The 23,029-nt window shown below is 69.4% G+C and carries 18 protein-coding genes; 10 read left to right on the forward strand and 8 right to left on the reverse strand.

The features are described from left to right. The first annotated feature begins 447 nt into the window (after positions 1–447). The 3 genes from ABZV91_RS14280 (at position 448) to ABZV91_RS14290 (ending at position 5,764) form a co-directional block, all read left to right on the forward strand. Positions 448–3,063 (forward strand): transglycosylase domain-containing protein, encoded by a 2,616-nt coding sequence (locus ABZV91_RS14280; RefSeq protein ID WP_355240543.1) that lies wholly within the window; start codon positions 448–450, stop codon positions 3,061–3,063. 109 nt (positions 3,064–3,172) lie between these two features. After that, positions 3,173–4,975 (forward strand): glycosyltransferase 87 family protein, encoded by a 1,803-nt coding sequence (locus tag ABZV91_RS14285; RefSeq protein ID WP_355240612.1) that lies wholly within the window; start codon positions 3,173–3,175, stop codon positions 4,973–4,975. 231 nt (positions 4,976–5,206) lie between these two features. After that, the gene (locus tag ABZV91_RS14290) at positions 5,207–5,764 is read left to right on the forward strand and encodes a DUF2510 domain-containing protein (RefSeq protein ID WP_355240546.1); all 558 of its coding nucleotides are present in this window, start codon (positions 5,207–5,209) and stop codon (positions 5,762–5,764) included. A gap of 111 nt (positions 5,765–5,875) precedes the next feature. Here the strand turns inward: ABZV91_RS14290 and ABZV91_RS14295 are convergent, their stop codons facing one another. Together ABZV91_RS14295 and ABZV91_RS14300 are read right to left on the reverse strand one after the other, a co-directional pair. After that, positions 5,876–7,435, reverse strand: a complete 1,560-nt coding sequence (locus tag ABZV91_RS14295; RefSeq protein WP_355240549.1) for a TerD family protein — start codon at positions 7,433–7,435, stop codon at positions 5,876–5,878. 20 nt (positions 7,436–7,455) lie between these two features. Continuing rightward, a complete protein-coding gene (locus tag ABZV91_RS14300) occupies positions 7,456–8,811 on the reverse strand; it encodes a TerD family protein (RefSeq protein WP_355240552.1) in 1,356 nt (451 codons plus the stop codon). Positions 8,812–9,338: 527 nt separating this feature from the next. On the opposite strand from ABZV91_RS14300, the gene ABZV91_RS14305 reads away from it, so the two are divergent. The 4 genes from ABZV91_RS14305 to ABZV91_RS14320 all read left to right on the forward strand — a co-directional run bounded on the left by ABZV91_RS14305 (position 9,339) and on the right by ABZV91_RS14320 (position 12,445). Continuing rightward, positions 9,339–9,962: an AIM24 family protein gene (locus ABZV91_RS14305; protein WP_355240555.1), complete on the forward strand. Its 624-nt coding sequence runs from the start codon at positions 9,339–9,341 to the stop codon at positions 9,960–9,962. A 3-nt stretch (positions 9,963–9,965) separates the two neighbouring features. After that, complete coding sequence (locus ABZV91_RS14310; RefSeq protein WP_355240558.1) at positions 9,966–10,658, forward strand: AIM24 family protein; 693 nt, start codon at positions 9,966–9,968, stop codon at positions 10,656–10,658. Continuing rightward, on the forward strand, positions 10,655–11,416 hold the full coding sequence (locus tag ABZV91_RS14315; RefSeq protein WP_355240561.1) for an AIM24 family protein: 762 nt from the start codon (positions 10,655–10,657) through the stop codon (positions 11,414–11,416). The genes ABZV91_RS14310 and ABZV91_RS14315 overlap by 4 nt, the downstream gene beginning before the upstream one ends. A 63-nt stretch (positions 11,417–11,479) precedes the next feature. Continuing rightward, the gene (locus ABZV91_RS14320) at positions 11,480–12,445 is read left to right on the forward strand and encodes a DUF389 domain-containing protein (protein ID WP_355240564.1); all 966 of its coding nucleotides are present in this window, start codon (positions 11,480–11,482) and stop codon (positions 12,443–12,445) included. Here ABZV91_RS14320 and ABZV91_RS14325 read toward each other — a convergent pair. The 4 genes from ABZV91_RS14325 to ABZV91_RS14340 are packed head-to-tail and all read right to left on the reverse strand — an operon-like array spanning position 12,442 to position 18,173. Next, on the reverse strand, positions 12,442–13,242 hold the full coding sequence (locus ABZV91_RS14325) for an HAD family hydrolase (RefSeq protein WP_355240615.1): 801 nt from the start codon (positions 13,240–13,242) through the stop codon (positions 12,442–12,444). The two genes, ABZV91_RS14320 and ABZV91_RS14325, sit on opposite strands and share 4 nt — an antisense overlap. Before the next feature lie 48 nt (positions 13,243–13,290). Next, a complete protein-coding gene (locus ABZV91_RS14330; RefSeq protein WP_355240567.1) occupies positions 13,291–15,735 on the reverse strand; it encodes a phosphoribosyltransferase in 2,445 nt (814 codons plus the stop codon). Then, entirely contained in the window at positions 15,732–16,943 is a 1,212-nt protein-coding gene (locus ABZV91_RS14335; RefSeq protein ID WP_355240570.1) for an HpcH/HpaI aldolase/citrate lyase family protein, read from the reverse strand. The genes ABZV91_RS14330 and ABZV91_RS14335 overlap by 4 nt, the downstream gene beginning before the upstream one ends. A gap of 12 nt (positions 16,944–16,955) precedes the next feature. Then, positions 16,956–18,173, reverse strand: coding sequence for a hypothetical protein (locus tag ABZV91_RS14340; RefSeq protein WP_355240573.1), 1,218 nt, complete (start codon positions 18,171–18,173; stop codon positions 16,956–16,958). Positions 18,174–18,448: 275 nt separating this feature from the next. On the opposite strand from ABZV91_RS14340, the gene ABZV91_RS14345 reads away from it, so the two are divergent. After that, a complete protein-coding gene (locus ABZV91_RS14345; protein ID WP_039827458.1) occupies positions 18,449–19,024 on the forward strand; it encodes a TerD family protein in 576 nt (191 codons plus the stop codon). Positions 19,025–19,225: 201 nt separating this feature from the next. Further along, positions 19,226–20,338, forward strand: a complete 1,113-nt coding sequence (locus ABZV91_RS14350; RefSeq protein WP_355240576.1) for a DUF475 domain-containing protein — start codon at positions 19,226–19,228, stop codon at positions 20,336–20,338. 137 nt (positions 20,339–20,475) lie between these two features. On the opposite strand, the gene ABZV91_RS14355 is transcribed toward ABZV91_RS14350, so the two are convergent. Further along, positions 20,476–21,198: a hypothetical protein gene (locus tag ABZV91_RS14355; RefSeq protein ID WP_355240579.1), complete on the reverse strand. Its 723-nt coding sequence runs from the start codon at positions 21,196–21,198 to the stop codon at positions 20,476–20,478. A 224-nt stretch (positions 21,199–21,422) separates the two neighbouring features. On the opposite strand from ABZV91_RS14355, the gene ABZV91_RS14360 reads away from it, so the two are divergent. Continuing rightward, positions 21,423–21,980 carry a sugar O-acetyltransferase gene (locus tag ABZV91_RS14360; protein WP_355240582.1) on the forward strand — a complete coding sequence of 186 codons (558 nt, stop codon included), beginning with the start codon at positions 21,423–21,425 and terminating at the stop codon, positions 21,978–21,980. Here the strand turns inward: ABZV91_RS14360 and ABZV91_RS14365 are convergent. After that, on the reverse strand, positions 21,964–22,953 hold the full coding sequence (locus ABZV91_RS14365; protein ID WP_355240585.1) for a helix-turn-helix domain-containing protein: 990 nt from the start codon (positions 22,951–22,953) through the stop codon (positions 21,964–21,966). The two genes, ABZV91_RS14360 and ABZV91_RS14365, sit on opposite strands and share 17 nt — an antisense overlap. Positions 22,954–23,029 lie beyond the last annotated feature (76 nt).

Consider the following 23,029-nt stretch of genomic DNA (forward strand, 5'->3'; position numbering starts at 1 on the left):
GCCCGGCCCGACGATGGTGCCCGCGCCGAGCCCCCAGGGGCGCCGCGGAGCGAGCCCATCCGACCGATACGAGCTTTGGAGACCTTGTCAGTGACTTCGCCCTACGACCCCCCATCCGGCGATGACCCGCGCGGTGGTCGCACCCAGCGCGGACCGCTTCCGGGTCGGGAGCCGCAGCAGCGACCGAGTGCGCCCAACCGTGGTCCCGCGCCGAACGCGAACGCGCCGCGCCCCGGACCGGGCGGGCGACCGCCCGCGCCGGGTGGACCGCGCCCCGGACCCGGCGGACCGCGACCGGGTCCGGTGACGGGTCCCCGGCCCGCCGCCGGCGGACCCCGTCCGGCACCGAACGGGCCGCGGCCCGGGCCGGGCGGCACGGGCCGGCCGCCGGCGCCCGGACCCCGCCCCGGGCCCGACGGCCGCCGGCCGGGACCGAACACCGGTGGCATGCCCGGGGCCGCGCGCGGCCCGCAGCCGCCGCAGCGCCCCGGGACCCCGCCCGGCCGCCCGCCTCAGGGCCAGCCGCCGAACCAGCCCACCCAGCGCATGGGCCGCCCCGGAGAACCGGGCGCGCCGCGCGGTGAGCAGGGCACCGCGAAGATGGCGCAACCCGGCGCGCCCGCCGAAACCACCCGCCGGGAACGCACCACGACCGGCCCGCGCCCGGTGACGGGCCGTCCCGGCCCGAACACCGGTGAGCGCCGGGCGGACGCGCCCGAGGGCCGGCCGGCCCGTTCCGGAGCCGCGGGCGGTCCGCCGCCGCGGCGGCCCGGTGGCCGTTCGGGTGGTCCCGGCGGCCCCGACGGCCGCGGACCGGCCCAGAAACGCAAGAACCGGTGGAAGATCGCGCGGCGGATCGCCTACGTCCTGGTCGCGCTGGCCATCGTGGTGCCGAGCACGGTCTTCCTGATCGCCTATTCCACGGTGTCGGTGCCCGAGCCCGGTGATCTCAAGACCAACCAGGTCGCAACGATTCTCGCGGCCGACGGCGAAACCGAGATCACCCGAGTGGTGCCGCCGGAGGGCAACCGCACCGATGTGACGATCGATCAGATTCCGCCGCATGTGCGCAACGCGGTGATCGCCGCCGAGGACCGGGATTTCTACAGCAACCCCGGTTTCTCGATCTCCGGTTTCGCCCGCGCCGCCCGCGACAACGTCCTCGGACGCGAAAGCGCCGGTGGGGGTTCGACGATCACCCAGCAGTACGTGAAGAACGCGCTGGTCGGTGACGAACACAGCCTCACCCGCAAGCTGCACGAGCTGGTGATCTCGGCGAAGATGGCCCGGCAGTGGAGCAAGGACGAAATCCTCACCGCCTACCTGAACACCATCTACTTCGGGCGCGGTGCCTACGGCATCAATGCCGCGGCCAAGGCGTATTTCGACAAGCCGGTGCAGGATCTGAGTGTGGCCGAGGGCGCGGTACTGGCCGCGACCATTCAGCTGCCGTCGCTGCTGGATCCCGAATCGAACCCGGAGGGTGCCAAGACCCGCTGGAACTACGTCCTCGACGGTATGGTCGCCGGCGGCAACCTCGACCGCGGGGAACGTACCGGCCTGACCTATCCGCAGGTGGTGTCGTCGGCCAAGGCCGGGGAGACGACCGAGGCCGCCGGGCCGGAGGGCCATGTCAAAGCGCAGGTGCTGCGCGAGCTCTCCGAGGCGGGTATCAGCGAACAGCAGCTGAACACCTCCGGCCTGCAGATCACCACGACCATCGATGCCAGAGCGCAGCAGGCCGCCGTCGACGCGGCACGCAAGAACCTCGAGGGGGAACCCGACAAGTTGCGCACCGCGGTGGCCTCGATCGATCCGAAAACCGGTGCGGTGCGCGCCTACTACGGCGGCGAGGACGGCTACGGCTACGACTTCGCCAATGCCGCACTGCAGACCGGTTCCTCGTTCAAGGTGATCGGCCTGGCGCAGAACCTGGAGAACGGCGTCCCGCTGTCGCAGATGTACGACAGCTCGCCGATCACGGTGAACGGGATCGAGATCACCAACGTCGAGGGTGAGCAGTGCGGTGTCTGCACCATCGCCGAGGCGCTCAAGCGTTCGTTGAACACCAGCTTCTACCGGATGCAGCTGGAAATGCAGAACGGCCCGCAGAAGATCGCCGATATGGGGCACAAACTGGGTATCCCGGAGGAACTCCCGGGTCTCGGCCCCACGCTGACCGAACCGGACGGCGCCGGGCCGAACAACGGTATAGTCCTCGGCCAGTACCAGGCGCGCCCGCTGGACATGGCCTCCGCGTACGCGACCCTGGCCGCCTCGGGCATGTATCACAAGCCGCATTTCGTGAGCAAGGTCGTGTCGGCGGACGGCACGGTGCTGCTCGATCGCGGTGACGTGGCCGGGGAGCGGCGCGTCTCCGAGGCCGTCGCCGACAATGTCACCGCGGCCATGGAACCGATCGCGGGCTACTCCCGTAACCACGGCCTCGCCGGCGGCCGCGCCTCGGCCGCCAAGACCGGTACCGCGCAGCTGGGCGACACCGGTGAGAACAAGGACGCGTGGATGGTGGGATACACCCCGTCGTTGTCCACCGCCGTCTGGGTCGGTACCACCGACAACTCCCCGCTGCGCAACTACGGCGGCGCGATGATCTACGGTTCCAGCCTGCCCTCGGATATCTGGAAGGCCACGATGGACGGCGCCCTCGAGGGCACACCCAACGAGAAGTTCCCGAAACCCGCGCCGATCAAGGGCCAGGCCGGTGTGCCGAAGTGGACGGCCCCGTACACCGCGCCCTCCACCACGATGCCGACCTTCGAGCCTCCGGTGGTGATCCAGCCGAGCCAGGTCGAGATCCTGCCCGGTATCACCATCCCGGTGCCCGGGGTGCAGCCCAACCCGCGTAGCCAGCAGCAACCGCGGAACCAGCCGCAGGGCAACAACGGGGAAGGCCCGCTACCCGGGCAGCCCACTGCCGGGCAGACCAGTACGGCCCCGACGGTCACCCAGGCGCCGGGCGCCGGCGGTGGTACCGACACCGGCGGCGACAGCGGTGACAGCGGTGACAGCGGTGGCGACAGCCGCCCGGACTCGGGCGGATAACCCGCAACACTGTCCGGAGGTCCCGGCTCGGTCCGGGCCGGGACCCCGGTAACAGGTAACCTCGGGTGCCGTGAGCGAGCAGCGACTGGTGGGTGGGCCGGACGACGGTGTGGATCCCGGAAACGGGCGAACCGGTCGGACCACCGCAGCCGGTTACGACTCACCCGCCCCGCTGGCCCGAGATCTGCGTTCTGCCGACGCGCGTGACAAGCCGAGTCGCAACGATTCGATGACCGCGCAGCTGTGCACGGTCGTGGGCGGTCCGGTCGGCGATCACGCGCTGATCGGGCGGGCCCGGTTCTGGACCCCGATGCGTGTGCTGCTCGCGTTCACGGTGATCTTCCTGGCCTTCGGCTGGTTCGCCAAGGCCGGCTGCATCCAGCAGACCACCACCACCGGCGGACTGCTCACCCTCGACTGGAACAACGGCCGCCAGTACACGGCGATGTGCTATTCGGACACGGTGCCGTTGTACGGCGCCGAACGCCTCAACGAGGGAGCGTTCCCGTACAAGAAGTCCTGGGTGGAGGAGACACCCGGCGGCGGCACCGAGGTCCGGCATATGGAGTATCCGGTGCTGTCGGGCATGTACCAGTACGTCTCCATGCTCGTGGCCAAGAGCTGGGACGCCAGTCCGCTACCCGGGGCGCTGCAGGTGGTCCTGTACTTCAATGTGGTGGCCCTGGGCCTCTCGGTGGCCTGGCTCGTCACCATCTGGGCGACCGCGCTCCTGTCCGGGCGCCGGGTCTGGGACGCGGCCCTGGTGGCGTGTTCACCGTTGGTCATCGTGCACGCCTTCACCAATTTCGATTTCCTGGCGACCGCGTTCGCCGCACTCGGCCTGCTGGCATGGGCCCGCCGGCGGCCACTGCTGGCCGGTATCCTGCTGGGGCTGGGTGGCGCGGCGAAGCTGTACCCCCTGCTGCTGCTGGGCCCGATCGTGGTGCTGTGCCTGCGCGCCGATCCGATGCAGCGCACCCCCCGCGCGCACCAGGCGACCCGGTTGCGCGATATCGACGGCGCCGCGGCGCTGCGCACCTGGCTCGCGGAGGTCCCCGCGCGTATCCACCTGCTGGGTACCCGTCCGCTCGGCGGGGCCGCGCTGACCGGCGGCGGCGCGGTGGCCACCTGGGTCCTGGTCAATCTGCCGATCGCGCTGCTCTACCCGGACGGCTGGCGAGAATTCTTCCGGCTCAACACCACCCGGCACGCTGATCCCGATTCGCTCTACAACGTGGTGATGTCGTTCACCGACTGGTCCGGTTTCGACGGTGTGTTGCGGCACGGGGAACCACCCACCGCCCTCAACCTGATCTCGCTACTGCTGTTCGTGGCCGCCTGTCTCGGTATCGCCTATATCGGTCTGACCGCCCCGCGCCGGCCCCGGCTGGCCCAACTGTGTTTCCTGGTGATCGCCGCGTTCCTGCTGACCAACAAGGTGTGGAGCCCGCAGTACTCACTGTGGCTGGTGCCGATCGCGGTACTGGCCCTCCCGCATCGGCGGCTCCTGCTGGCGTGGATGACGATCGACGCACTGGTCTGGGTACCGCGCATGTTCTACTACCTCGGCGCGGACCGCAAGGGCCTGCCGGAGCAGTGGTTCACCGCCACGGTGCTGCTGCGCGACCTCGCGGTGATCGGACTGTGTGTGCTGATCGTCCGGCAGATCTACCGCCCCGAACAGGATCTGGTGCGCCGGGACTATCTGGACGACCCGGTGGGCGGGGTGGTCGACCGCGCGCCCGACCCGCTGCTGCCGTGGCTGCCGGAGGTGTTGCGTCCCCGGATATCCCTCGACACCCACTGGATCGGTGCGGAGGCCGCCACCCGAACGGGTAAACGGGACTCCTCGACCGCTGCGGCCCCGGTGAGAGCGGCCCGGGAGAACCGTCCACCCGTGCGACTGGGCTGACCCGGGCCAACTCGCCGGGCTCGCCGCAAGCCCGGCGATCGTCGCGGACGTCGAATCCCGGCGGGCGTCGCACTTCCATGAAACGCGCGACGCCTACCCGGCGATTCCTGTGCAGGATCACCGGAGGCGCCTTCTCGCGCCACCGCAATCAGTCAGGGGATATGGGTGGAAGACCAACAGCAGCACGATGATGTCGCTCGGCGGAGACGAACGACGCGGAACATACTGATCGTGGCCGGGCTCGGCCTCGTCGCGTTCGTGCTACTCGGCATCATCGGCTACCTGATCGGCGACGAGGACACGGCAGCCGACGAAACTGCGCCCGTTCGAACCACCGCCGCGGTCGCGCCGCCGTCGGCGCCGCCGGCGGCGGCGCCGACGCTCACCGAGACGAACAGCAGTCCCGCGGCGCCTTCGGAGGTCTCCATCACCGCATCACCACCGCCCACCGTCGTGCCCGCCTACTCGGACCCGCGGTGCGCCCCGGCGAGCGCCGAACTCGTCGCCCTGGTCGCCGGCGGCCTCACCACGGACGGGCACCAGCTCACCAACGGCACGGTGATCGACGAGAACGGTACGACCTATTTCGGCGCGACCACCCTGGATGCCATGGGCGACATGGACGCCCGTTCGGACGTGTGGGTCGTACGTGACGGCGCGGTGTACTCCTCGACGGGCGGTGCCCGCAACCAGACGAGCTTCCCTCGCGCGAGTGACGAGCTCGGAATCTCACCGGGCGATCCGACCGTTCTCGCCGTGGACGCCTGCGTGATCGACCTGACCAGCTGATCACCCGCGATGGTCGGCGAGCTCGTCGCCGACCACCGCGGGGGGCAGCGCTTTTCCGCGACACCGCGGGCGGCTACGCGACCGGCGCACGGATCTCCCGACCGGCCCGGCTCAGCCCGCCCGCAGGATCCGCGCCCGCTGCTCGGGTTCGTGCGGTAGCAGATCCAGGTCCAGCTGCCAGGCGTTACCGGTCCACGGATCGAAGAGCGGGGTTCCGGTGACGGTCGGCAGATGACGGCAGGCACGCGACAGCGTGGCCACCGTGCCGTCCCCGGCCTCGGACTCATCGGCGCCGACGATGATGGTCGACAATCCGATGAGATCCCCACGCGCCAGCAACGCCACCAGCCGCTGCGCGTCCGCCGACTGGTATCCGTGCGGGAAATCCGCCGCGAGCAGGATGCGGTGCTCGGCCGGCGGGGTCGCCTGTCCGGAGTTGTAGGCCATCTCCGCCAGTTCGGCGGCGTCCACGAGTCGCTGTAGCCGGGGCGAGATATCGGAGTGGTCGGTGATCGGCGGACCCACCAGCACCGGTGCCAGCATCCCGGTGAAACCGGTGAACGCGCCGGTGAGGTCGATGATGTCGACCAGGGTCCGGCGCCCCGGCGCGGCCCGCATCAGCCGGGCGAGCAGGGCACCGATCACCGGTGCGACGGCCGCCGAGGATTCGGTGTCCACCCACAGCGGGCGATTCAGCGGAACCGGCACACAGTAGGGAATCCGCAGTGCGCCACGGTCGAGCGCGTAGAGCTCACCGAGCCGGATACCGTCCGCCGGAGCGGCCGGACGATCCCAGGCGGGGGATTTCCACGAGGCCAGTGCCGCGGGCAGCACCGCGTCCGCCTCGTGCAGTTCACGCTGCAACTGGGCGCTGTCGCGCCGGTGATTCTGCTCGGCGGTCGCCGTGAGTTCGTCGTGCCGCCGCTGGGCGGCCGCGCGCGCGGCGTCGGCGGCGGGGGTGTTGCGGGTGGCCGGATCGGAAACCGCGGCCGACAGTTCCTGGTCCAGCCGTTCGGTCGCGTAACCGCGCGCAGATTCCAGGGCAGCGGCCGAACGCGCGGCGTCCTCGAAGATCATCCACAGGCGTTCCAGCCCGTGCCCGACCTCCAGGGGCGTGACCTCGGCCTGCGGCCCCGGTACGGCGGCCGCTCCGGTGGGGGCGCCCGGCGCCGCGTCCAGCACGGTGGGGGCCGCCGCCGCTACCGGTGCGGCGAAACCGTCCGCGCCGTGGGCGCGGAGCAGTTCACCGAGACCGCCGGCGTACCCCTGTCCCACCGCGCGCAGCTTCCAGCCCGCACCGCGCCGATACAGTTCGAAGCAGATCAGTGCGGTCTCGCCGGCCTGCGGGGCGATCACGAACTCGGCCACCGCGGCATCGTTCTCCGACAGCGACGCGGTCACCACGCCGAGCCCGCTCTGCGCGGCGGCCACCAGCAGCACCGCCTGGGCATCGGCGCGTACCGCGTCCGGCGTGACGACGACAGCCGCCTCCTCGACCCGGACTCCGGGGCCGGCCGGACGCTCCGCCACCAGCACATCGGCCGCCGAACCAACCCGCAGATCCGCGGCCACGACCAGCGCCGAAACCGTCAGCGGCACCGCCGCGTTCACCTGGAAGCGGGCCACCCCGCCGCCCAGCGGGATGTTCTGCCCCGCTTGCAACTGCTTCATCGCCTGTCCCCCGACGCCGTTCATACCGCCAGGAACCGGCCCAACTGCGGAATCGCCTCACCCGGGTGTTTGGCGTTGAAGCCCTCACCGATGGCCTGCATCTTCCAGTCGTTGCCGGCCCGGAAGAGTTTCGCCATGGCCATTGCCGTGGTGGGCGTGCCGCCGGTGAGCGAGTAGCGTGCCAGCTCCGCGTTGTTGGCGCCGTCGATCAGCCGGCAGAAGGCATTCTGCACCTGGCCGAAGGTGTGGCCCTTGTACGAGGTCACGACGAAGATCAGGTTGTTGACGTGGGCCGGAAGCCGGGTCAGGTCGACCAGGATCACCTCGTCGTCGCCCGCACCCTCACCGGTGAGGTTGTCGCCCTGGTGCCGGATCGAACCGTCCTTGGACGTCAGCTGTCCGTAGTAGGCGACATCCACCGGGTTCATATCCGCGAACATCACCACCGAGGCGTCGAGGTCGATATCCACCGTCCGGCTGCCGAAGAGACCACGCTGCTGCACCGGGTCCCAGCCCAGCCCCATCTTGACGAAGGTGAGCGCGGCACCGTCTTCCTTCCGGAGGCTGACCCGCTGCCCCTTCTGCAGGCTCACCGGGCCGGTCTTGCTCAGGCTGATCTCGCCGGGATGCTGCTGGGTAGGCGCCGCCGGGGCGGGCTGCTGGGGGTAACCGGGACCGGGCGGCGGCGGGTAACCGCCACCCTGCGGTGGATATCCGCCGCCCTGTGGCGGATAGGGCGGAGCCGGCGGTTGCTGCTGCGTCGGATAGGCGGCCTGCTGGGTGGGCGGCGGCGGTACCGGCGCGGTCTGCTGCACAGGCGGCGGAGGCGGCGGCGCGGCGGCCGGGGCCGCGGTCTGTGTTTCGGCGGGGGAATCGTCGACCGTGACACCGTGATCGGTGACCAGCGCGGCGAAGCCGCCCGCGTAGCCCTGTCCGACCGCGCGCACCTTCCACGCGCCCTGACGCCGGTAGAGCTCGAGCGCGATCACGATGGATTCGGTGGCCAGCCCGTCGATCCGGTACTCGAACAGGGGCGCGCCGGACTGATCCGATACGTAGGCCACCGGGGCCGCGAACTGCCCGAAATTGCTGTTCGGGTCATCGAGGGTGATGACCGCGCGAACCTGTGCGATATCGGCGGGGACCGCGCCGAGATCCACCGCCAGTGAGGCGGGTTGCCCGGCCGGCCCCGGCCGCAGGTTCACACCCGGGCCGCTGGGCTGGTTGTAGAAGACGAAATCCGCGTCGGACCGGACTTTGCCCTGCTCGGTCACCAATAAGGCGGACAGATCGGCCGGAGCCGCCAACTGGATGGAAACCACCACGTCGTTCGTGGCCAGTGGACCGTTCTGGCCCTTGGCGAGTGTTGCGGACAAGTCAGACCCTTCGCTTGTCGGTGCGTATGGATGCCACTGTACGAGATAGGTGGCGACCACGACCGCCGTTGACACCCGGAGCTGTGTTCATCTGCCCCGCCTCCGGCGGGGCGGGCCGGGGCCCTGTGACCCCGATTCTTCCCTCCGCCGCTCAGTCGCTGCGCTCCTTCGCTCTGTCGGTCCAGAATCGCGGGCGGGCCCCGACCACGGAGGTAGACCATCCGAAATACACAGAAGGTGCAGGCTGTCGTGCACCTCGACCGGCCCGGGGAGACTACGTCACTGTCAGCGCTCAATGGTCGCCATTCTCTGGACGGTCGACTGCACACGCTCGGTCGCCGCGCTCCTTCGCTCTGCCGCTCCAGAACCGGGGGCGGGCCCCGACCCGCGGAGGCCGGCCATCCGGAGCAGGCCAATGGTGTGCGGCCGCGCATGGACTGGGTCTGCTCGCGGCGGTTAGGGTGACGGCGACGGATGAGCACCGGCAGCGGGCCGGGCTCCGGGGCGGCGAGAACAGGCGACTCTCCATGGCACAACTCTTCGAACAGTCGAAGAAGGTGATCGAGGTACACCTGACGAACACCAGTATCCGCGCCATCTCCGGCTCGATGGTCGCCTACGAGGGCGCCGTGCAGTTCAAATCGGCCGGGTTCGGCGGCGGGGACGGGGTTCTGGCGGGCATGAAACGCCGCGCCACCGGCGAGAAGCTGTCGCTGATGGAATGTGGCGGGCAGGGGCGGGTCTTCCTGGCGGTGAACGGCCAGTACGTCTCGGTGGTGAACCTGAACAACGAGACCCTGCAGGTCGAATCGCAGCAGTTGCTGGCCTTCGCCGGGAATCTGCGCACCGATGTGCGATTCGCCGGGGTGCGCGGGGCGTCCAGCGGCCAGGGGTTGTTCACCACCACGGTCAGCGGCCAGGGGCAGGTCGCCCTGCTGTCGGCGGGCGGGCCGCTCATCCACCTGGAGGTCTCACCGCAGTTCCCGCTGGTGGTGGACCCGGACGCGTTCGTCGCCGCGCACGGCAACCTCAACCAGTCCTTCGTCACCGATATCTCCTGGCGCGCGGCGATGGGACAGGGTGGCGGCGAGGCGTTCTCGCTGCGCTGGGACGGCCAGGGCGTGGTCTCGATCCAACCGGCGGAACGGTAGGTCATGTTCGAGCAGATCAATTCCAAGGTCGTCGCGGTCGATATCGCCACGGCGGGCGGCGTGGTCGCCCGGGCCGGCGGCATGCTCTTCTACACCGGCGATGTCTCCTTCGCGCCGCACGAGATACCGGGCGGCGCCGGGATGGGTGGCGGCGGGCTGCTCCGGATGGCCGGGCAGATGATGGCGGGCGAACACCAGCGAACCATGCTCGCGCAGGGCAGCGGCAGCGTCCATTACGGATTCGCCGGCCTGGAAGTTCAGGTGGTCCACGTACAGCCGGGGGCGGTACTACAGGTGGAGGCGTCCCGGCTGCTCGCCTACACCGCCGGTCTGCAGACCTCGGTGGTGTCGGTCGCGAGCTCCGGCGGCGGTGGGGGCGGTGGACTGATGGGCGCCCTGCGCGGCGCCGCCTCGGGCGCGCTCACCGGGCAGGGCATGTTCACCACCCAGCTGTCCGGGCAGGGCAGCGCCGTCCTGCTGGCCCACGGTGGTTTCCTCGAACTGCAGGTGGGCGGGCCGAATCCGGTGGTGGTCGACCCACAGGCGTTCATCGCCTCCTACGGGAACGTGCACACCGAGCTGAAGGCCGCGGTGAGCTGGCGGGACGCGGTGGGCCGCGGATCCGGCGAGGCCATGCAACTGCAGTGCGCGGGCCAGGGACTGGTGTACGTGCAGGCATCCGAGGAGAAACTGTGAGCGAGATCCTCAACCCGATGAATCTCGGGGAAAGCGACAACGTCCCCGGCAACAGCTACGCGTACTGCATCGATCTGAACAAGCCGTGGTTCATGCGCAAGGGCGCGATGATCGCCTACTACGGGCAGATGCAATTCCAGGCGCTCACCCACGGCCTGCAGGGTCACCTCATGCACATGGTGGCGAACCAGTTCTCGGCGCCGCTGTTCACCGGCGACTACGTGGTCGCCGAGGGACAGGGCAAACTGCTGATCGGCGACCGCGGCTACGACATCAACTCCTACGATCTCGACGACGGCAACCTCACCATCCGCGCGGCGAACCTGCTGGCCTTCGAGCCGGGGCTGTCGCTGAATCAGTCGATCGTCCCGGGCTTCCTGACGCTGATCGGCACCGGGAAGTTCTTGGCGTCCTCGAACGGCCCGGTGATCTTCGCCGAACCGCCGTTGCGGGTGGACCCGGAATCGCTGGTGGGCTGGGCGGATTGCCCGTCACCCAGCCATCACTACGACCAGCGGTGGGTCTCGGGGTTCCTGGCCGCCGGGGCGGCCGCCTTCGGGGTGACCTCCGGCGAGGAGCGCCAGTTCGATTTCACCGGTGCCGGCACGGTTCTCATCCAGTCGAGCGAGAAGGTGCTCAGCGACGCCGCCCTCATCCGCACCATCGAGGGTCAGTTGCAGAGCGGGATCACCGTGCCGGGACTGCAGCGGCTGCAGGGGGTCATCGCCCAGCAGCTCGCCGGCCAACAGGGTTACTGACCGGCCGGCCGCAACCGGCCCGTCCGGCTGCGCGGCGCCACGCCGCCCGGGCAGACTTGGCGCATGCTGCATGTGCGGATACTGTCACCGGCCGAATTGACCGACGAAGTGGTATCGATCCTGGAGTCCGACGACGCAGTGAGCGGGCTGGCGGTTCTGCGCGGAAGTTCGCTACGCCCCGCGGGTGATGTGGTGTTCGCGGATCTGGCCCGCGAAGCCGCCAACGATGTGCTCGAACGTCTCCGCGCGACCGGCCTGCATCATCGCGGCAGTATCGAGGTGGAGCAGATATCCACCTGGATGTCGCTGTCCGGATATCTGGCCGAACTGCGAACTCCGGGATACAGCGCCGATTCGGTGGTCTGGGCCGATGTCACCCAGCGTTCCTACGAGGAGACCGAACTCAACTGGACCTATGTGAGTTTCATGACGCTGGCGACGGCACTGGCCAGTATCGCCATCGTGGTCGATTCACAGATCCTGGTGATCGGCGCGATGGTGCTCGGTCCGGAGTTCGGTGCCATCGCCGCACTGGGTGTGGCGCTGGTCCGGCGCCGGGCCGCACTGTTCGGTCGCGCCGTCGCCACGCTGGCGATGGGGTTCGGCGCCGCCATCGCGGTCACTTTCGCGCTCGTCCTGCTCGGCCGGTTGTTCGGCTGGATAACCGTCGATGTCGTCACCGGGGACCGTCCGCAGACCTCGTTCATCTACACACCGGACAAGTGGTCGTTCATCGTCGCGTTGATCGCGGCGGCCGCCGGGGTGCTGTCGCTGACCTCGTCCAAATCGGGTGCGCTGGTGGGTGTGTTCATCTCGGTGACCACCGTTCCGGCCGCGGGCAATATCGCGCTCGGTCTGGCCTTCGGCGCCGGTTCGGCCATCTGGGGTAGCACGTTGCAGCTGGTGGTGAACCTGGCCGGGATGGCGATCGCGGGCTGGGCGACGCTGGCGTTGCAGGACGCCGTGTGGTCGCGGGTCTCGTTGCGGCGCTCGCGCGCCGAGGCGCGGGCGCGGCGGCGCATGCTCTAACCCGCCGCCCCGGCGGCCACCGGCCCGGTGAGCGCGGCGGCGAACCAGCCGAGTATTTCCTCCCCTGCCTCGATTCCGGTGGCGGTGGTGACGGTGAGGCCCGGCCGGGTCCAGCCGAGTTCCTCGAGTTCACCGTGCCGGGGCCGGATGGCGTGCTCGGCCGCGGCGAGCATTTCGGCGTCCAGAGCGCCGTCGCCGGCGGCGAGCGTCGGCGCCGCCGCGTCCAACGCACCGGACTCCACGAGCCGGGCCCGGACCTCGGCCACCGCGCTGCTCTTGCACACCGCCGTCGGCATCGTGTAGATCTTCCGGCCCTGCCGCGACGCCGTCCAGCCGCGCTCCCGGCACCAGGCGTCCCAGCCGGTGAGGAAATCCGGAGGAGTCGCGGCCAGGTCCACCACCAGATAGCAGAACAGGCCGTCGGCCTCGCGGAACTTGAGCACCCACGAATCGTCGATCCGTGCCCGCAGCGCGGTCTCGACCTCGGCGAGACCGGCCCCGCCGGCCCGGACCGCCGCCTCGATCCCCCGGCGCCACCGCGTATCCGGTACCCCGTCGACCAGGATGTTCCCGCCGTTGCTGGTGACGGCGTACGGCCACGGCGCCCCGGGCAGCCGGATCCGGCCGAACTGCTCGATGGTCCGGGTGGTGGTGGGTAGGACCATCGCGGCGACGGCCAGTTCCCGCAGCCGGTCCGCGGCGGCCGCGGTCATATACGACAGCGGAGAGCCGTCGAGATGTTCCACACATACTGTCGCCGCGGCGGCGGTGCCGGCAGCCGCGGCGGAGTAGATCATGGTGCGATCCAGATCCGTGGCGACCAGTAGTGGTTTCGGAGACATCATCTACCGCTGCACATCCTTGATCAGGCCCATGCACGAATACGCCAGGTCCGGCACGACCTCCACCGGCACCGCCCGGGCCTGCGCCAGCAGCCGGATATGGGCATGCTCGGGGGCGTCCGGTTCCCGGACCAGCACCCGCCACGGCACCCGCCGCAGCAGGACCCGGGTGGTCTCCCCGACGCCCGGTTTCACGAAGTTCACACTGTCGATCCCGTACTCGGCGCGCACCCGTTCCACCGACGCCCAACCGGCCCAGGTGGGTGCGCGGTCGCCGGAACTCACCGCCGCGACCTGTGCGCTCACCTGCGGCCGGATCGTCTCGAACGCCCCGGTGACGGTATCGATCAGCCGGCCGGAGACATCGTCGGCGGCCAGGTCGGCATAGAACTTGGCGCCGTGGAAATCACCCGGGCCGATGAGGTCGCGGTTGAGCACGGTGCGCGAGACGAGACCGGACACAGTGGAGTTCAGGCAGGCCGAGGCGATCAGGAAATCGTCGCGGGTGCCGTAGGTGCGCACGCAGTGCCCGGGGTCGGCGAGGACGGCGAGGTCGTCGTCGAAGCGGGCGCCGCCCGCCGCGTGGTACGCGTCGAGCGCCGCGGTCAGTTCCCGGGTGATCGCGCCCTTACCGGTCCATCCGTCCACGAACACCACGGACGCGGGGTCGTGATGGTGGGCCAGATAGTCCAGGGCCACGGTGTCGATCCCGCGATCGCGCACGATCGACACCGCGTAGTGCGGGATATCCAGCGCGGGCCGCTGCCCGTGCCCGGTGGCCAGCCAGCGGCGGATCAGGATACCGACGGGGGTGCCTGCCCGGGCCAGCGAGGCCAGCACGATATCGGTGCCGCGTTCGGCGGCCACGAGTTCGGCCACCGTTCCCACTGCCAGGGCCAACCGCTCGGCGCTGTCGGCCAGGACCCGGTCGAACAGCTCTCGGTAGGCGGCGTCGGGCTGGTACTCGATGGGCAGTGATTCGGCGTAGTGCGCGATGCCGGACTGGATCCGCTGTTCCCGGGAGGCGGTATCGGACTCCAGGTCGGCGGCGGACAGATCCTTCAGCAGCCACGCCACATCGGCCCGGTCGTAGGAACCGAATTCGGGGCCGAACAGCGGTGCGGGCCCGGCGAAACCGCCCCCGCGCGCGGCGGCGAGCATGCGCGGATCGGCCTCCCGGATGATCGCCACCACCACATCGGAACCGGCGGCGGTGAGGACATCGACCAACCCTCCCGGGGCGTGCAGCCGCTCACTGTCGGCAGGTGAATCGGCCACGAACACCAGCACCGGGTTCGCGCCCGGATCGTCGGGCCAGCACGCGTTGTAGAGGTAGCGCGGTTTTTCCTCGCCCGCTTCCGGGGCCGGGAACCGGAAACCACGGCGCAGCGGATAACCGGGTTCGTCCAGGACATACGCCGGGGAACGGGTGGTGGTCTGGTACCGCACCGGCACCCCGGACTCGGCGATTCCCACGGCCAGGCACAGCGGCAGATACATCAGTTCTTCGTGGGCGAGCACGATCACCGGGCGACCGGGATACTCGGTGACCAGCAGGTCCCGCAACATCTTCCCCGCGACGGCGGTGGCCTGCTCGAACCCGGCCCGGTCGGCGCGCAGGAACCCGTGCCGGCCGCCCTCGGGCACATCCCGCGGCCAAGGCAGGTCCAGCCGCGCCGGCACACCGCGCCGAGCCCCCACCGGATTCGCTTCCGCCGCAGGCAGTTCTGCGACGGTGGCCACCAAACCCTCGGGCAGCACCGTGGCACCCGACGCCAGGCAGACCGTATCGATCCGCGCGCCCAGCGCCGCGGCCGCCGCGGCGAACCTGTCGCGGTCGGCATCGCTGCGCATATCGACCAGCGTGGCCAGCACATAGTGGGTCCGCGGCGCGAACTCGTGCAGCGCCTCGATGGCATCGAGCGCGGTGGCGCCGGTGGAGATCTCGTCGTCCACCAGCACCAGCGGCAGGCCGGCGACGAACACGTCGCCCGGCATCGGTTGCAACAGGTGCGAAGTCGCGTGCGAATGCCCCTCCTCGAACCCGGTGAGTGTCACCGCGCCCGGCACCACCCGGCGGGTCGAATGCAGGTAACAGGCCGCGTCGATCCGCGCGGCCACACAGTGACCCAGCCCGGTCGCGGTCTCGGCGAACCCGAGCACCACCGCATCCTGTTCACCGAGTACCGCGCGCACCAGATCACCGAGGCGGTCGCCCGCGTCCCGGACCCGGACGGGGTCGGTCGGCAGGTGTTTGCCCAGCACCGTGGAGACCAGCAGGTGCGCGCGCCGCGGATTCTTGCGCAATCCCGGCTGCACCAGATCGGCGATCTCCGGTTCGGCCGCCAGGGTATCGGGAGCGTTCCCGTGCCGGAACGCTTCCCGGTGCCGCAGTTCGATACCGAGGGCACGGGTCGCCCAATACGCGTCGCCGGACCGGTCGCTCATACTGTGACCAGCGCCGATAACAGATCCACGAAGGACACCCCTTTCTTCGCCACCCCGAAGACCCGGGCCCGGGTCAGGGTGGTGCGCGCCCAATTGCGGTGGGGCCGCATCTCGTTCATCTTGTTGCGGTAGCCGGACGCGGCGACCCCGCCGACCTCGACCTGGAGAATGTCGAGGGCATCGGAGTATTCCTCGTGTGTGACCACCGACAGCGCGTGCACGGCCGCCACATGGGAGGGATGGATGACGGTTTTGCCCTGGATACCGTTGGCGCGGTCCAGTGTGATCTCACGCAGCAGACCGTCCAGATCCCGGCTCACCAGATAGCTGCGGAACGGCACCGCGTCGGATTCCTCGAACGGCGCGGTGCGCAGCAGCGGCCGGAACATCCGCTCGTGATCGGCGAAGTACTCCCAGACCGGCCCGGTGATCACGAAACCCGTATCGTCGGCCCGGCCCAGGTAGTTCACGATATCGGCGATCACGTCCGCGATGACCCGCACATCGTAGATGGTCAGGTCACGATCGCGGCGGATACCGAAGGTCGCGCACATATCGGTGGCACCGATCCGCACGGCCAGGATCCGTTCCCGGACCTCGGCCAGGCAGGCCGCGATCTGGGTGAGCTCGGAATCCCTGGTCTGCCGGTGTACCAGCGCCGCGGATTCCAGTACCGGCATTCCGTAGAGCGGCCGTTCCGTCCGCGCGGCGGCGGCCGTCAGCGCGGCGAGGTACTTCGGTGCCGAGGAGCTGTCGAACTTGGGGAATACGAAACCCGTCAGCACCTGCGCGCCCGCACCCAGGCGGTCGATCAGTTCGGGCACGGTATCGGCGTCGCGGACGCGGACGAACAGCATCGGATTCGGGTCCGGGCGGGCGGCGAGTTCGTCGAGCGTGCGCACGGTCTGCTGTTTCGCGAACTCGACCTCGTGGTCGGCGACGGCGTCCTCGAGATCGATCACCATCGAGCACACTCCGCGTTCGGCCCGGCGCACGATCGTCGCCGTCAGATCCGCCCGGGTGGCCGGTACATAGAGGGTGGCGCCCAGTGCCATCGCCAGTATCTCCCGATCGGCACAGTCGTCGAACGGCTCCGGTTGGCGGTGGAACAGCGCTCTGGCGTCCGGCCCCTGCAAATACCTGAAGTGTCGGCGCGGTACCTGCTTGTACAGGGAAATTTCCTGCCGGACGGCCGTGCCTGCGGTCATCGAGCCCCCGTCTCATCCTTGTCGTTGTCCCGGTGGTGGTTGTTTCCGCATTCGCTCGACGACCCCGGCAATGAATTCGGTGATGGTGTCGAGTTCGTTTACATACGCCCAATAGTCGGGGTGCCGTCCGGTGAGGGATGCGGTGACCCGGTCGAGGCGTTCGACCTGAGCGTCCAGTACCGAGCCCCATTCGGCCACCAGTCCGCGTGACACAGCCAGCATCTGGGCGTCGCGGAGGCGGAACCGTACAGCTTCGGCGCGTTGGCTCGGATCCTCGCGAACCGCCCGCAACTCGGCCAGCCGTTTGGTCACGGCGTCGACCAGTTGTTCGGCGTCGGCGAGATGGCCGCGCGCGGTGGTGGTCAGTTCAAGGGCCTGCTCCGGGGTGTTCTCGGCCGCGGCGGCGCGAGCCCCGGCCAGGGCTTGTGCCGCGGCGGCGATATGACGCTCGCTGGTTCGCTCATTGTCTGCCAGATCCGCCGAACTCGCAGCATTGAACTCCCGCAGCAGCGCCGAATACGCGGGCCCGATCCGCTCGGCCCGGGTACGGACCGCGGCGAGCCGGGTGGTGACCGAGGAGACGGCGTTCCGCGCGGCCGGGGCCCGAGAGGGGGCCTGGGCCAACGATTCCGACAAATCGGCCGTAACGGAAGCCAGCCGGTTGGCCGCCGTCCGGGCCCGGCCGCGGTCGTCCGGCGGCACGGCGGTCAGTGTGACCATTGCCTCATCCACCGCCGCGGCACCCGCACGCACCGAGGGATACGCGGCGTACTCCGATTCGGCCGCCCGGCTGCGCACCCGCGCCGCGTCGGCGGTGACCCGCTCGACCAGTTCCGGCACCGCCCGCTGTACCGCGACAGCTTCCTCGAGCGCGGCGCGGTCGCCGTGGTAGAAGCGGTCGACCCGCTGCGCGGCGGACTTCAGCTGCCGGACCACCGCGTCCAGCCGCTGCTGCCGGTCCGGCCGACGGATCCCGGTCGGCTCGTCCTGGTCCAGCTCCCCGGTGAGCTGCAGATATGCCGCCGCGGCGGTGTAGCAGTCCTCGCGCACCGCGGCCCAGCGGCGACCGAGCCCCCGTTCCGGGAACATTTCCTCGGCGGCCTCGGTGGCCGCCTCCGCGGCCGACTGCCGCCGGTCCATGTCCAGGAACGCCGTCGTCAGCGCCGACCGTGCCTGTTCGAACCACGGATCCTCCCCCGACCGGAACCATCCACGCCTGCGGCCTGCCACAGACCCGATGGTATGAGATCCCACCACCCGCGTGCCGCCGCATCGCGCACGACCGGACTCCGCGCACATCCCGTCGAACACCGTGACGGGATGTGCGCGGGCCGGCGCTCCGAACGTGTTCGATCCCGGACCATCCGGCACACCGCTCGCGCACGCCGGTGGCCGGCTTGCCCGAGTTTGTACGCAAGTTCACCGAAACCCACTACTGTCGTATTCCGTACCCGGCGGTTACCGACATGCTGGGAATCACAGACGACTACGAAAGGGAATCCCGCATGGGTGTCAGTTTGTCCAAGGGCGGCAACGTCTCGCTGAGCAAGGCGGCTCCGGGCCTCACTGCGGTCGCCGTCGGCCTGGGCTGGGATGTGCGCACCACCACGGGCACCGATTTCGATCTGGACGCCAGCGCGATCGCCACCGGAGCCGACAAGAAGGTCGTCTCCGACCAGCACTTCGTGTTCTTCAACAATCTCAAGTCCCCCGACGGCGCCATCGAGCACGTCGGTGACAACACCACCGGTGAGGGCGAAGGCGACGACGAGGTCATCAACGTGGACCTCGCCAACACCCCGGCGAATATCGAGAGCATCTTCTTCCCCGTCTCGATCTACGAGGCGGACAGCCGTTCGCAGTCGTTCGGTCAGGTACGCAACGCCTACATCCGCGTCGTGAACCGGGCCAGCGGCGAGGAACTGGCCCGCTACGACCTGTCCGAGGACGCCTCCACCGAGACCGCCATGGTCTTCGGTGAGCTGTACCGCAACGGGGCCGAGTGGAAGTTCCGCGCCATCGGCCAGGGCTACGCGTCCGGCCTGGCCGGTATCGCGCGTGACTACGGTGTGAACGTCTGACGATCCACACCTCCGGGTAGCGTGAGGGGGTCCGGTGACGGGCCCCCTCGTTCTCTGCCTGTAGAGGCGCCAGGGGACAAATTGGACAAATAGGCGGTCGGCGGCAACGCTGGTGACTGGTCGTCGATACCGCCGACCAGGTTTCTCGTACAGGCCGGGATACCGACCGCAGTCCGGCCACCGCACACGAAAGGTCCCAGCGTGGTCCTGCGCATATTCGGTTTATCCTTAGTCGTCACGGTGCTGTCGCTGGGGGTGGCGTTCCTCTACGGCGGCCCGACCGCCCTGGCGCTCTGCCTCATCCTCGGCATCCTCGAGGTATCGCTGTCGTTCGACAACGCTGTCATCAACGCCACCATCTTGGAGAAGATGAGTGAGTTCTGGCAGAAGATCTTCCTCACCATCGGCATCCTGATCGCCGTGTTCGGTATGCGGCTGGTCTTCCCGCTGGCCATCGTATGGGTCACCGCCGGCCTCAACCCGGTCCAGGCCTTCGACCTCGCGCTCAACCCGCCCGCCGGCGACGCCGCGTACTTCCCCGACGGCTCCCCCAGCTACGAGACCCTGCTCACCGATGCGCACCCGCAGATCGCGGCATTCGGCGGCATGTTCCTGGCGATGCTGTTCCTCAACTTCATCCTCGAAGACCGCGAACTGACCTGGCTGTCCTGGATCGAACGCCCCCTGGCCAAGGCCGGCAAGCTGGACATGATGTCGGTGGTCGTGGCCGGTATCGGCCTGGTGCTGGCCGCGGAGTTCCTCGCCCACGAGGACGACCGTTCCACCGTGCTGCTGGCCGGTCTGCTCGGCATGATCATCTACATCGCCGTCGACGGTCTGGGTTCGATGTTCAACGCCGAGGAGCACGCCGAAGAAGCCGCGGGCGGCCCGTCGGGCCTGGCCAAGGCCACCGGTAAGGCCGGGTTCTTCCTGTTCCTCTACCTCGAGGTACTCGACGCCTCGTTCTCCTTCGACGGTGTGATCGGCGCGTTCGCCATCACCGCCGACCCGATCATCATCGCCCTCGGCCTGGGTCTGATCGGCGCCATGTTCGTCCGGTCGATCACCGTCTACCTGGTGCGCAAGGGCACGCTGAACGAATACGTCTACCTCGAGCACGGCGCCCACTGGGCCATCGGCGCGCTCGCCCTGATCCTGCTGATCACGGTCGGCGATATCCACGTCCACGAGCTCGTCACCGGTCTCATCGGCATCGCCTTCATCGGCGCCGCGGTGCTCTCCAGCATCCGCCGCAACCGCAAGGAAGACGATACGAAACCCACCGCGGCATCGGAGCCCGCTCCGGTGGGCTGACACGACACATCCCGAACGGCGGTGGGAGCGGACCCGAGAGGTCGGCTCCCACCGCCGTTTCAGCGAGCAGGCCCGGCAACACGGTTCCGCAGCGGCCGGACGGACCTCGCCACCCGACACCCCGGCCGTCCCGGCCGTCAGGTCCCCGGCGTCCCCGCCCCGTGCCGAGCGGCGTCGTACGGCTCGAAATACGCCCGACCCACCGCGAACATGCCGCGTTGCGGCAATTGGAAGTCACCGAGCGCCGTCTGTTCGGGCAACGGCCCGGCCGGACCTGTATCGATGCCGTCGATCCGGGCCACCGTACGCTCGACCGTCCACAGCATCCGCGGCTCGAGCCGGAACCATTGCCCGTTCGGGGTGGTGCCGCGCAACCGGACCCGCCCCGCGCCGAGCGCCGGGCCCGCCACCCGCGACATGACCGACAGCACCGTGGGGTTGCGCCACAGCGCCGCGGGCAGCGCGCCGCCCAGCGCCGTCATCGCCGTCGTCGCGGGCGAACGCCCCAGCTCGATCTCCCACACCAGCGTGCCCGGCACCCGAACCGTCAACGCGAACGGTCCGGTCCAGGTCACCGAGATGTCCGTGACCCGCGCGTCCACGAGCGCGGCGCCGTAGTACCGCACACAACTGGCTTCCGGCGCGACACTGCTGTAGATGACCCATTCCCGCTCCGGGTTCCGATGCCAGACCGATTCGTATCCGGGCCCCACCGAGCTGGCGGCGAAATGCCGAAAGGCCAGGTAGTGGCCGCTCGCGAACGGCTGGCCCATCACGCCGTACCCGGCGAACCGCTCCGTATCCGCACCCGCGGGCAGCGCCGGCTCGGTTCCGGCGATCGTTCGTGGACTGTCGACCATTTGCCGTCCTCCTCGACGAGCGGACGCTACACTCCCAGCCTACGTCCGTGAGCTGCGAAAACAGCTGATCCGACCTCGAATTTTCCCGGACCGCGCGCCACGTGGAACCGCGCGGCGCGCACACGGTACTTCGCCGGGGCCCGGACCGCGTAGTCGGACAGACCTCCCGCCGCACGGTCGGCAGGTCGCCACCCACGCCGCGCCGATCCGGCAGGATCGAGTCCATGGCGACCGATAAGGAACGTATGCTGCGCGGCGATCTCTATCGCGGCAACGACCCGGAGCTCGTCGCGGAACGCCGCGCCTGTCATACGCTGACCGCCCGCTACAACGACACAGCGCCCGATGCCGAGGCCGAACGGCGGGAGATCCTCGGCGAGCTGCTGGGCGCATGTGGCGCCGGCACGGTGGTCATGCCGCCCTTCCGCTGCGACTACGGTTATCCGACCGCGATCGGCAGCAACAGTTTTCTCAACTACGACACCGTCATCCTCGACTGCGCCCCCGTCACCATCGGCAGCGATGTGGCGATCGGCCCCCGCGTCCAGATCCTCACCCCGCTGCACCCCATGGCGGACCACGAACTCCGGCGGGCCGGGTGGGAATCCGCCGCGCCCATCACCATCGGCGACAACGTGTGGCTGGGTGGCGGCGTCATCGTCTGCGCCGGGGTCACCATCGGCGACAACTCGGTGATCGGCGCGGGCAGTGTGGTGACCCGCGATATCCCGTCCCGCGTGTTCGCGGCCGGCAACCCGTGCCGCGTCATCCGGGATCTCTGATCCCCGACCCCGCACGGTCGTCACCGTCGACGGTTTCCGGGGGCCGCGGTGCCACAGCGAGCAGGTCGGCCCGGCGGCGCTGCCGGAAATCGCGCGGGGTTTCACCGTATTGGGATTTGAACGCCGTCGAGAACCCGGTGTTGGTGAACCCGCACCGTGCGGCGATCTCCGCGATGGACTCCGGTCCCGGACGCGCCAGCAGATCGCGCGCGATGCGCAACGCCTCGCCGCGCCGCAACTCCCGATAGGTGATGCCGGTCCGGTGTAGTACCGAACGCAGCTGACGGGGAGACCAGCCCAGCGCATGAGCGACCGCGGGCAGCCGTACATCGCCGGACCCGATGTTCTCCCGGACGAATGCCCTGATGGCATCCACGGTTTCGGTCAGATGGGCCTGCTGTGGCCCGAGGTCGCCGGCGAGTATCAGGCACAGCAGTTCGGTGACCCGGTCACAGACGGCGTCGAATTCCGGTGTCGTCAGATCCGACTGTGCGGCCAGGGTGGCGATGAGCATGCTCTGCACGATCCGGCCGAGACCCGTCGACATATCGAGCGCCGTCCGCACCTCGGGGGCGGGCAGCCGGCGCTCCAGTCGCGCACGGGGCAGGAGCAGCGCGTAGGCCGTCGAACCGGGCAACAACACCCGGCAGGCTCGGTCCAGGTCGAGCACGAATCCGCGCTGGGCCGCCACCCTGGTGAGCCGGTCCTGTTGCTGGATGAGCCATTCGCCGCGTCTGGGCAACACCATCCAGCAGTAGTCGCTCGGACCGTGCCGGATATGCGAACGGTTGCGGTACATCAGGTGGTCACCGCGCTGCTGGGAACGCAGCAAGGTGTAACTCGGGGACTCTTGAACCGCTATCCGAGCCCACCAGTCGGCCGGATCGCGGTAGCGGTGGTCCGCCTTCAGGAAATGGTCGGTCACCTCGGTCCACTCCGCCGCGTCCGCGACGGTCAGCTGGGAATACCGCATAGCGGTGGCTCTGCCGGTCCGATACTCATTTCCGCCTATCCGGTCGGGGACGGTCCGACAGAATTCTGACAGCTTC

It is taken from the genome of Nocardia sp. NPDC004568 (assembly GCF_040609955.1).
Taxonomy (GTDB): domain Bacteria; phylum Actinomycetota; class Actinomycetes; order Mycobacteriales; family Mycobacteriaceae; genus Nocardia.

Bases quoted from the DNA above. Each gene is read 5' to 3' on its own strand.
- ABZV91_RS14330 (WP_355240567.1), bottom strand. From the start codon at position 15,735: ATGAGCGACCGGTCCGGCGACGCGTATTGGGCGACCCGTGCCCTCGGT.
- ABZV91_RS14295 (WP_355240549.1), bottom strand. From the start codon at position 7,435: ATGAAGCAGTTGCAAGCGGGGCAGAACATCCCGCTGGGCGGCGGGGTG.
- ABZV91_RS14305 (WP_355240555.1), top strand. From the start codon at position 9,339: ATGGCACAACTCTTCGAACAGTCGAAGAAGGTGATCGAGGTACACCTG.
- ABZV91_RS14320 (WP_355240564.1), top strand. From the start codon at position 11,480: ATGCTGCATGTGCGGATACTGTCACCGGCCGAATTGACCGACGAAGTG.
- ABZV91_RS14310 (WP_355240558.1), top strand. From the start codon at position 9,966: ATGTTCGAGCAGATCAATTCCAAGGTCGTCGCGGTCGATATCGCCACG.
- ABZV91_RS14325 (WP_355240615.1), bottom strand. From the start codon at position 13,242: ATGATCTACTCCGCCGCGGCTGCCGGCACCGCCGCCGCGGCGACAGTA.
- ABZV91_RS14365 (WP_355240585.1), bottom strand. From the start codon at position 22,953: ATGCGGTATTCCCAGCTGACCGTCGCGGACGCGGCGGAGTGGACCGAG.
- ABZV91_RS14345 (WP_039827458.1), top strand. From the start codon at position 18,449: ATGGGTGTCAGTTTGTCCAAGGGCGGCAACGTCTCGCTGAGCAAGGCG.
- ABZV91_RS14335 (WP_355240570.1), bottom strand. From the start codon at position 16,943: ATGACCGCAGGCACGGCCGTCCGGCAGGAAATTTCCCTGTACAAGCAG.
- ABZV91_RS14280 (WP_355240543.1), top strand. From the start codon at position 448: ATGCCCGGGGCCGCGCGCGGCCCGCAGCCGCCGCAGCGCCCCGGGACC.
- ABZV91_RS14355 (WP_355240579.1), bottom strand. From the start codon at position 21,198: ATGGTCGACAGTCCACGAACGATCGCCGGAACCGAGCCGGCGCTGCCC.
- ABZV91_RS14360 (WP_355240582.1), top strand. From the start codon at position 21,423: ATGGCGACCGATAAGGAACGTATGCTGCGCGGCGATCTCTATCGCGGC.